Origin of the sequence: Pseudomonas sp. LG1E9 (assembly GCF_003290225.1) — a bacterium.
GTDB classification, from domain to species: domain Bacteria; phylum Pseudomonadota; class Gammaproteobacteria; order Pseudomonadales; family Pseudomonadaceae; genus Aquipseudomonas; species Aquipseudomonas cyclaminis.
This window is the reverse complement of record NZ_CP029983.1, coordinates 1,033,282-1,043,857: the sequence shown is the minus strand read 5'-3', so window position 1 is coordinate 1,043,857 and position 10,576 is coordinate 1,033,282. Positions and strand designations below refer to the sequence as shown.

At 53.9% G+C, this 10,576-nt stretch carries 7 protein-coding genes and 1 tRNA gene; 7 read left to right on the top strand and 1 reads right to left on the bottom strand.

Annotated elements, in window-relative coordinates:
- Positions 1-149: 149 nt before the first annotated feature.
- From DNK50_RS05065 to DNK50_RS28750, 7 genes are all read left to right on the top strand, one after another.
- Positions 150-1,502, top strand: coding sequence for a TolC family outer membrane protein (locus DNK50_RS05065; RefSeq protein WP_112193006.1), 1,353 nt, complete (start codon positions 150-152; stop codon positions 1,500-1,502).
- 45 nt (positions 1,503-1,547) lie between these two features.
- A complete protein-coding gene (locus DNK50_RS05060; RefSeq protein ID WP_112193005.1) occupies positions 1,548-3,701 on the top strand; it encodes a type I secretion system permease/ATPase in 2,154 nt (717 codons plus the stop codon).
- Positions 3,691-5,067, top strand: a complete 1,377-nt coding sequence (locus DNK50_RS05055; protein WP_099584441.1) for an HlyD family type I secretion periplasmic adaptor subunit — start codon at positions 3,691-3,693, stop codon at positions 5,065-5,067. The genes DNK50_RS05060 and DNK50_RS05055 overlap by 11 nt, the downstream gene beginning before the upstream one ends.
- Before the next feature lie 121 nt (positions 5,068-5,188).
- Positions 5,189-5,264, top strand: a tRNA-Thr gene (locus DNK50_RS05050).
- A 710-nt stretch (positions 5,265-5,974) separates the two neighbouring features.
- On the top strand, positions 5,975-6,664 hold the full coding sequence (locus tag DNK50_RS05045; RefSeq protein ID WP_112193004.1) for an NYN domain-containing protein: 690 nt from the start codon (positions 5,975-5,977) through the stop codon (positions 6,662-6,664).
- A gap of 881 nt (positions 6,665-7,545) precedes the next feature.
- Positions 7,546-7,842, top strand: coding sequence for a hypothetical protein (locus DNK50_RS29075; protein ID WP_112196893.1), 297 nt, complete (start codon positions 7,546-7,548; stop codon positions 7,840-7,842).
- An 85-nt stretch (positions 7,843-7,927) separates the two neighbouring features.
- Positions 7,928-9,139, top strand: coding sequence for a hypothetical protein (locus DNK50_RS28750; protein ID WP_158878968.1), 1,212 nt, complete (start codon positions 7,928-7,930; stop codon positions 9,137-9,139).
- Between the two features lie 249 nt (positions 9,140-9,388).
- Here DNK50_RS28750 and DNK50_RS05030 read toward each other — a convergent pair whose 3' ends face one another.
- Positions 9,389-10,573, bottom strand: a complete 1,185-nt coding sequence (locus DNK50_RS05030; protein WP_112193002.1) for a hypothetical protein — start codon at positions 10,571-10,573, stop codon at positions 9,389-9,391.
- Positions 10,574-10,576 lie beyond the last annotated feature (3 nt).

Sequence of the window (10,576 nt, the reverse complement as noted above, 5' to 3'; positions counted from 1 at the left end):
ATGTCACATTGATATTTATGCGGCCTCGCGACTTTCTGTTTGCGCCCTCCGGCGCCCTAGAAAAACGGGCATTTCGAGTTGCCACTCCAATGCAATATTCCAAGTTTGTTGCGGTTTTTCAGGCAACCAATCCCCGGGGAAACATCAGAATGCGTTTGCACCTTCTTAAAGCTGTGCCTTTTGCTCTAGCCGCCAGTTTCGTCCAGGCTCAGACCCTGCCCGAAGCCATGCAAGATGCGGTGAAAAACCACCCGGAGATCCAGGCAGCAATCAATGCGCGCATTGCCGCTGACTATCAGGTCAGAGAGGCTCAGGGCGGTTACCTGCCTAAAGTCGACCTGCTGGGCGGCTATGGCCGCGAAAGCTCGGACAACACGTCGACCCGTGCCGCCAGCAACAGCCATGACTGGAAAACCCTGAACCGCGGCGAGTCGACCATCCGCCTGCAACAAAATTTGTTCCAGGGTTTTGGCACCGTCAATGAAGTCGGTCGCCAACAAGCCACCGCCAATTCCCGTGGGTATGCGCTGCTCAATACTTCCGAGCGCACCGCGCTGACCGTCGCCCAGGTTTATCTGGATGTCCTGACCCGTCGCGAGATGGTGCAGCTGGCAGAAGACAACCTGAAGAGCCACGAACGCATTTTTGACCAGATCAAACTGCGCACCAGCCGTGGCGTCGGAAGAATGGCGGACATGGATCAGGCCGAAGCCCGACTGGCTCAGGCGCAGAACAACCTGATCACCGAGCAGACCAACCTGGCAGACGCCAACACCAACTTCCTCAGCGTTGTCGGCAAAGAGCCCGACCAGTTGGAACGGCCAATGGGCATCGTGACTGCCCTGCCTGCCAGCCTGGATGAAGCACGCCGCGCGATGATTGCCGACAGCCCGGTACTGCGCTCGGCCGAATCGGACATCGCTGCTGCCGAGAAGCAGTACGAAGCTGCCAAGTCGACTTTCTACCCGCGTTTTGATGCGGTGCTGCAACGTTCGGCCAACAACAACATCGGCGGCGAAGAAGGCCATGACAATGGCTACTCCGCGATGCTGAACATGCAGTTCAACCTGTACAACGGCGGCAGCGACAAGGCCAGCCTGCAGTCCAAGGCTTCCCAGGCCACCCAGGCGCTGGATATCCGCAACAACGCCCTGCGTCAGTTGAACGAAGAACTGGGCCTGGCGTGGAACGCTTACAACAATGCCAGCCAGCAAGTGCCCATCGCGCAGCAGTACGTCGACCGCAGCACCAAAGTGCGCACCTCGTATCAGCAGCAGTTCAGCCTCGGTGAGCGTACACTGCTCGACTTGCTCGACAGCGAGAACGAACTGTTTACCGCTCAGCAGCGTCTGGCACAGATCAAAAGCCTCTACGTTTACACCCAGTACCGTATCAAGGCTGACATGGGCCAACTGCTGAGAAGCCAGGGCGTCGTTGCTCCGATGGCATCAGTTGTGCAAAACGATATTAAACCGTCGGTAAACCTGCCAGGGATGAACTGATTCTTGACGGCGTTGGACCACACAACCGTTTAAGAGAGAGTCAGCTTGGATTCTGAAATAGGTTTGGCGCCACTTCACCATGACCCCCGCGCTCAGCATGACGACCCATTGCTAGATGGGTTGTTGGCTCTCTGCTCGCTGCATTACAAGCCTGCCAGCCGAGCCATGCTGACCACCGGCCTGCCCTTGGCGGGACAGCGCCTGAGCCCCGACTTGCTGCCGCGCGCAGCAGCCCGGGCGGGTTTGCAGGGGCGTTTGCTGCAGCGCAAGCTGGAGCAGATCCCGTCCATCGCATTGCCGGCCTTGCTGCTATTAAAGGAAGGACGCAGTGCGGTGCTGTTGGGATGGGAAGGTGATACCGCCCGCCTGCTGCTCAGCGAAAGCGACGGCGGCGAAGTCCAGGTCACCCGCGAGGCGCTGACTCAGGATTACAACGGTCGGGTGTTCTTCGCCCAACCACAGCATAAATTTGACGTCACCAGCGGCACGCTGATCCCCCGCGCACGCTCGTGGTTCAAAGACACCCTCAAACGCTCCCGCTGGCTGTACGCCGACGCCATCGCCGCGAGCCTGGTGATCAACCTGATCGCCCTGGCTGCGCCGTTGTTTGTCATGAACGTGTACGACCGCGTGGTGCCGAACCAGGCCACCGCCACCTTGTGGGTGCTGGCCATCGGTATTTGTGGCGCGTACCTGTTCGACCTGCTGCTCAAGATGATGCGCAGCCTGTGCCTGGACCTTGCGGGCAAGAAAACCGACCTGATCATCTCCGCGACGCTGTTCGAGCGCATCGTCGGCATGTCGATGAAAATGCGCCCGGCGCGCGTCGGCAGCTACGCCTCCAACATCCACGAGTTCCAGGGGATGCGTGACTTCCTCACGTCCCTGACCCTCACCAGCCTGATCGACCTGCCCTTTACCCTGATCATCCTCGGCGTGATCGCGCTGCTGGGGGGCCACTTGGTATGGATTCCCATCGTCGCCTTCCCGCTGGCATTGGGTATCGGCCATTTCCTGCAAAAGCCACTGACCGCGACACTTGAGCGCACCATGGCCCTGGGCGCCGAGCGCCAGTCGAGCCTGATCGAGACCCTCGCCGGGCTGGACGCGGTCAAGGTCAACAACGCCGAAAGCGAACGCCAGTACCAGTGGGAACAAACCATTGGCACCCTCAGCCGCCTCGAACTGCGGGTCAAAGTGCTGTCCGGCCTGGCGATGAACATCACCTTGCTGATCCAGCAAGTAGCGGGCGTGGCGATGATTATCTTCGGCGTGTACCAGATCATCGACGGCACCCTCAGCATGGGCGGCCTGGTGGCGTGCTACATGCTCAGCGGTCGCGCACTCGGCCCGTTGGCCCAGCTGTCGGGCCTGCTGACACGCTACCAGCAAGCCAAGGTGACGATGGTCTCGGTGGACCAGATGATGGAGCTGCCACAGGAACGCAACTTCGACGAACGCCCGCTCAGCCGCAAAACGCTGCAAGGCGCGATGACGTTCCGCGAGGTCGACTTCACTTACCCGAACCAGCAAAACCTGGCCCTGCGCGGCATCAACCTGAATGTCCGCCCTGGCGAAAAAATCGGCATCATCGGCCGCAGCGGCTCGGGCAAAAGCTCCCTGGCCAAGCTGCTGGTGGGCCTGTATCAACCGGACTCCGGCTCGTTGCTGGTGGACGGTGTGGACATCCGCCAGATCGACGTCAGCGAATTGCGCCATAACATCGGCTACGTCGCCCAGGACATCCAACTGCTGGCCGGCACCTTGCGTGACAACCTGGTCTCGGGCGCCCGCTACGTGGACGACGAGATGGTGCTGCAAGCCGCAGAACTCGCCGGCGTGCATGAATTCGCCAGGCTGCACCCGCAAGGTTACGAGCTGCAAGTGGGCGAGCGCGGGCAGAACCTTTCCGGCGGTCAACGCCAGAACGTCGCCCTGGCCCGTGCGCTGCTGCTGAACCCGCCGATTCTGTTGCTGGACGAACCGACCAGCGCCATGGACAACACCGGTGAAGAGCGCCTCAAGCAGCGCTTGCAGTCGGTGATCGAAAACAAGACGGTGATTCTCGTCACCCACCGTGCTTCGCTGTTGAGCCTGGTTGATCGCCTGCTGGTGATCGACCGTGGCCAGATCCTCGCAGACGGTCCAAAAGCGGCCGTTATGGAAGCGCTGAAAAAGGGGCAGATCAGTGTTGCTTAAGTCCGGCCCAGGCCATTGGAAAGACGTTATCTTCCGCTACTTCAAGGGCAGCGACTCGCTCGATGATCAGCCACTGCCCGAAGTCGAAAAGGCACTGATCGACGACGCACCCCGCATCGTGCGCATGACCATTTGGGCCGTGATCGGCTTTTTCGTATTCCTGGTGTTGTGGGCGCACTTCGCGATCATCGACGAAGTGACCAAGGGCGAAGGCAAGGCCATCCCGTCGTCGCGCATCCAGAAGATCCAGAACCTGGAGGGCGGCATCGTCGCCCAGATCTATGTGCACGAAGGCCAGATCGTCGAAGCCGGCGCGCCGCTGATCCGCCTGGACGACACCCGGTTTGCCTCCAACGTCGGCGAAACCGAAGCCGACCGCGTGGCCATGGAACTGCGCGTGGAACGTCTCAGTGCGGAAGTCGACAACCGCCCACTGAACATCACCGATGCCGCACGCAAAGCCGTGCCCAACCAGGCCTCGAACGAAGAATCGCTGTACCTCAGCCGCCGCCAGCAACTGGCAGACGAGATTGGCGGGCTGCAACAACAACTGCTGCAACGCCAGCAAGAGTTGCGCGAGTTCAGCTCCAAGCAGGAGCAGTACCGCAACAGCCTGAACCTGCTGCGCCAGGAGATCGGCATGTCCGAACCCCTGGTGCAACAGGGCGCCATCTCGCCGGTCGAAGTGCTGCGCCTCAAACGCTCGGAAGTTGAAACCCGCGGCATGCTCGACGGCACCACCCTGGCCATCCCCCGCGCCCAGGCCGCCATCAACGAAGTGCAGCGCAAAGTCGACGAAACCCGCGGCAAATTCCGCAGCGAAGCCCTGGCCCAGTTGAACGAAGCCCGCACCAACCTGAGCAAGGCGCAGGCCACGTCCAAAGGCCTGGAAGACCGCGTCAGCCGCACCATGGTCACCTCCCCCGTGCGCGGCATCGTCAAGCAGATGCTGGTCAACACCGTTGGCGGCGTGATCCAGCCCGGCAGCGACATGGCCGAAGTCGTCCCATTGGACGACACCCTGCTGGTCGAAGCAAAAATCCGCCCACAAGACATCGCCTTCCTGCACCCCGGCCAGGAAGCCATGATCAAATTCACCGCCTACGACTACACCATCTACGGCGGCCTCAAAGGCAAACTCGAAACCATCGGCGCCGACACCGTGATGGATGAAGAGAAGAAAAACACCTACTACATCATCAAACTACGCACCGACCGCAGCCACCTGGGCACCGATGAGAAGCCACTGCTGATCATCCCCGGCATGGTCGCCTCGGTGGACATCATCACCGGCAAGAAGAGCATCCTGAGCTACCTGCTCAAACCCATCATCAAATCCCGCGCAGAGGCGATGCACGAGCGTTGATTTTGGGCGGGTGACGCGCATAAATGCGGGGAGATTTGCGAAAACTTGGGTTTTCGCAAAAATAGTCAGATTTCAGGGGTTTACATAACCTTTGCAGTCGCTATAATCGTCGCCCTAACACGCCGGTATAGCTCAGTTGGTAGAGCAACTGACTTGTAATCAGTAGGTCCCGGGTTCGACTCCTGGTGCCGGCACCATATAAATCAAGGGCTTGCAGCGATGCAGGCCCTTGTTTTTTGCGCTAGACGTAACAAGCGACGTAATAACCCTTCCCTATGCCCTCCCCTGGCGAGGTGCCCGGTCGTCGGAATAGCCCAGCGGCGGACGTCTTAGCACACAGCACCACGCAACCCGGGAAGCCAGCCATACCAGGGCGGGCTTTCTAAAATGTGCTTATGCCTGAAAAAAGAGTGATAAAGGTAATATTGCAGCCCGAATCAAGCTGTAAGCCACGGCCCATAAGGCTTTGAGCGGTACTCGGGAAAAGTGATATTTAAGTGATATAGAAGTAATTGCATTACTGTTTTATAAGGTGATATTTCAAACTGATCAAACCCAATGAAACCGGGGGTTTGGCGGAAATATTACTTTTCATATCACTCCATATCACTTCGCAATGTGATATTGAAAACCCAGGGAAACCGTGCCCTGCAGCTGATTCATGACCGTTTCTTACCCTTATTACTCTTTTTGAAACGACCACCCAGCAGCTGGGAATCACTATCATCTTCAAATCGTTTTCCGCGTGGCACAAGGGCAGCGGTACATGGTGACAGTTGACATACACGTCAACTATGCCCATTATTACCTCACTACTCAGCCCCGTACGCAGCGATTAAGTTCGCTGGCTGTTGGGGTGAAGAAACCGGCCTAGCGCCGGTTTTTTCGTTTCTAAGGACTGAAAATCTTGCGTACAGCGTGCTTTGTAGACGGTTACAACCTGTTTTATGGCCTACTCGCAGGCACACAGTACAAATGGCTCGATCTTCCGTCTTTGCTCGCGCACATTCTGCGCGTCGAGCATCCTGAAAACTCCCTGGCGTCCGTCAGCTTTTTCACTTCCGGTGTGAAACCCTCGCTTGCCAGTCGTGGCATCCTTTCGAAAGAAGCTCAAGACAGTTACCTGCGCGCCTTGATTGCGCGAGGCGTCAGCGTTACCTATGGGCGCCATCAGTTGGAATCAGGAAAGGCCCCTCGTTTCGTCGACAAAAACACCCCGGCGTCCAGGCTTGATCAGGTTGACATCTGGAAACTTGAAGAAAAGGAAACGGACGTTCATATCGCCATCAGCATGTATCGGCTCGCTGCTCAACAGGCGGGCATGATGCCGGAAGAACGCATCCAGCAGCTCGTATTGGTCTCCGCTGACACCGATATGACCCCAGCCTTGCGAGCACTGCGGGAAGATTTTCCCAGCTTGCGGATCGGAGTAATTTTGCCGCACCGCGAAGGCATCAAGCGGACGATACCCGGTTCCCTCAAAGACCATTCGCATTGGATGCGTCACATCGTGACAACTGAAGAACTTGCCACCCATCAGTTTCCTGATCGTGTGCCTACGCTCAAAAAGCCCGCCGTTAAGCCTGACTACTGGTAATGCTACGCAGTATGGGCCACCGGTACAGGAGCGTACTTAAGCTAGCTTAGCGTACGATTTTTTCCGAACTCTGTACGCTCCTCTATAACGCACTTAAACGCCCCCCCTGCAGTGCGCTGCATTGAAATCACTCGGAATGGTTACAGGCCTGGAAAAACAAGGGCTGTACGGCAATATCCCTCTATCAGCACGCACGCAGTTGCCGTTCCAAATAGATGCATCGCGTTTTGAAAAACCTCCGAATCCAAGCGTTTTCTAATTTTTCGTCCAATGGTACTGGGGGGGCCAACTGATCCCCGTACGTGCCTGTCCGAGTCAGCGCTTTGTAACACCACTGCATTTCTGTTCAAAATTTTGCAATCCGTGAAATCGCCGACCGACCGCAAAGCCCCCCGGCCAGCCTGGGCTACAGGTTTGTTTGCACTACTTCCGGCGTTGCACAAAAAAAGGACGCAAACCCCGTCGGCGGGAGGGGGATAAGTGCTTTTTCTCCCAGTTTTTTCTTGTTCACGCGGATTTCGAGATTGCCTCCCGGTCGACACTTCGTCGGATCAGCGGCCAGCCAAACACACACGGCAATATACTGTATTTATATACAGTATATTGACAAACCAGTAGGGCCAACGCAATGACGAGCGCAAGTGACTTCACGCAGAGCAGGACGACCGCATTTTGGCTAGAGCTGCTGCGAGATGAGGCTGCATTGCTGCGACACCCAGGGGCACACCATAAAAAGCTACTTGACGCGGCACACGCACTGCATAGGGCTCAGCTGATTGATCGTGATGATCTGGCCGATCTACTTGAACAAGCGGATAGTGCACTGGAGTACGCCGTAGAGGCGCTCTTGGATGAACCAGGCGACCACTAGGGGGCTTATCATGCACATGCTAGTGACCCCGATGCGCTGCAAGGGCGTGGCTCTGGACCCACAAGAAAGGAGGCGCTATCCGGCGATCAGGGGTGACGTACTTGTAGCGCCTGCGACGAGTAACGAACTTGGTCGAAGCTCAAATGTAGCGCGGCTATCGAAGGGCATGCCGTTGGAACCTGATCCACTACCTCAGTTGCTCGATGCGAACTTGTCCGGTATGGCTCCGACGGGCTTTGTATTGAGTGGCATCGAGTACGTCGACGGGTGCGCTTACGCACAGTCCTGGTGGTGCCGGCTCGGATAATCTAGCAACAATAATTTGAACACCTTTTTACCATCACTGTTAATCTTGAGGCTTGATCTATCGCCAATTTCGCTCGGAGCACATTATGCCAAAGACGGCTTACTCTATACGTTATGGAATGGAATTGGACGCAAACCAATTGGTCTCCCTTTACACGGGGCAGAGCATTGAAGCGTCAGATGAAATATTAAAAGATATTCCCCCAAGTATCAGAACGCTCGTTGGCGTTGATGTTTTGTGCTCGTCATGTGGTGTATCTGGCGCTATTATAGTTAGCGGCGCACATTCCAAATCCAGCAAGGCACAAATAAGATTGGCTCACTTTCGTTTCAAAGGTGATGATGAAGAAGATACTCATCGTGAATTTTGTGAGTTCTCAAACACAGACGATGACACCCCAAAACTTGGTGGAGATGTTAAGTTTGAAAAACCTCGAACTAACGAACAGCGAGCCATCAGGAGCTTGGTGTGTAAAGCCATTGAATTAAAAGTATTTAGCCAGGCAGATATGAGATCGATGCGACAATGGTATTTCGATACTAAAACTGCTGACTGCTATCAGATGGAGATAACAGAGAAGCCATTCATATATCTAAATCAGCTTTTCAGAACGGTCGGCTGGGGGGCAGGTGAAGAATATCGGCATCACCCCTCATATGGCGAGATACCCGGCTACGACTGGAATTATGCGGCGTTCGCGAGGCTGACTCAAAAAAACAAAGTAGTTCGTGATGCCTTGCGCGGAATGGGGGGCACGGGCTCTATTTCAGAAGCACTTAGATTGGTTTCTAAATTCCAGGGAAGAAAAATATTTAATGTAACTGCGTTGGAGCCATACTACAAAAAGACGATAGAGCTATGTGCCTTTGCATCGCGCCATGTAATTAAAAAATCGAAGATTCAACGCTATGCATCAGCTTCAAATGAACTGCTTGCCTTTTGCTCATTGCTTCTAAGCACTTCTAGCTGGAGCGTAGAGTCGGCCATTGACAGTCTAGTAAAAATTGCACGCGCACCTGAACCAACTGACCTTTTACTCGGCAACATTATTGGTCTAAACCCTTTTCATGAATATGACGCGTGGCGGCTAATAAAGGTTGTCAGTGAAATACAGGGTGATTTTGATTTTAGTGAAACTGTATTACAGCAAGTCGCAAATATAAAATCTTCAATGAAAGCTGAATACATTGAGTGGAGAAAAAACGAGGGGTTACCGGATATTGCAGCATTACCTCGGCTTGGAAGAGTACCACTCCCCTCGCCTCCTTGGGGAAACGAGGATGACCTACCGTTCTAGAGTCTACGACGTTATGGGTTTCAATTGAGAGGACAGCTGTAAAGAGTTTTTCGAATTGAGTAAATAGTCCGGCGTTACTTGGAGGAGGCGTTGGCCCATGGGCGTGCGCAGCCAATTGAGTGTTCATCTGCTGCTCGAGGTCGAGCAAATCACACAGCACCTGCAGCACTTTCAGCCCCTCGGATCCTAGCCTTCGGAAGCTAAAACGCTATAGGACGCCCGTTGACGCCCTATTTTATTTCTAGCCAACTATTCAGGCTTTTCAGAAACGTCATATTCAGCATACATCCTAAAGTCTGCAATAGCCTCTGGAATAAGTATCCCCAACCGACCGGTTTTCTTATTAAATCCTAGCTCACCAGTCCCAGCGATTATTTTGATATGCTCCACCACCTCTTCATTCAACTGGGCAGTTACAAACTCAATAAAGCGCTCGACAGTTTTGTGATCTTTATGTATTCCTTCATAACCTACCGAGCGCATCGATGCACCTATAGATATACTCCAAAAATCATCATACTGTATAAAAAGAGGAACCTTCCCTCGAAAATATATGTCGCCGATAGATAGTTTTGCAATCTCAACATTTCCATGCAAAAGGTCATTCCGCTCATTCATTAGAGTATGAAAGTCCTTGCACTCCTGGGAGGTATAATCAATCGGCCTATCAAATCCAAGGCAGTTCAAGTGTAGTGACTGCACGCGAATATCTATAGGCTGCCGAACAATACTTTGAAAGAGCCGATCATTTGCTTTTACTTCAGGCTTCGCTAAAGCGAAAATCAGCAAATTAATAAAAGACTCTGCTAACACTGGAAGCATGGACCGAAGACCAAAAACCAACCCGACTGCCGCACTATATCTTGCATTCAACGCAGCCCAGCGCTCGTTAAAGCCTTTCATTTCTTCAGCAGTCGTTGGATGTACAATCCTGTCACTAGAGGGATTTATACCTAGCGCATCCAGCTGATTGAAGTTTTCGGTAACTGCACGTCTAATACGCTCATAGGGATTGACAAACTGCGTCCACTTTTCGAGTTCCTTTCTGAATTCTGTAATTTTTTTGCCGTAATTAACAAAATCTCCCTTTATTTGACTTATGAACATATCTAGCTCTAAGCCTTTCCCTTGAAAGTCACCTGCGAGCATTACTTCAGTGCGAAAATTCATTCCCATTATTGAAATCAAGCCATCAGCACTAGCCAATGTCCATTCCCAATGTATAAGATTGTCTGAGTCGTCTTTTCGGAATAAGTTTTGCAATCCATTCGGCTCGCCATACTTTGCGTATAAGTAGCAATATAGGTCTAAAGGTTTTATTTCGTTAGTAAACTCCCATCGGAGGCCTTTTTTAGGTAACAATCCTCCTTTGAGAATATTAGAAATACACCCGGTATGGATGGCCTGTAGATCTAAGAAGTAAGTATCTGACATGAA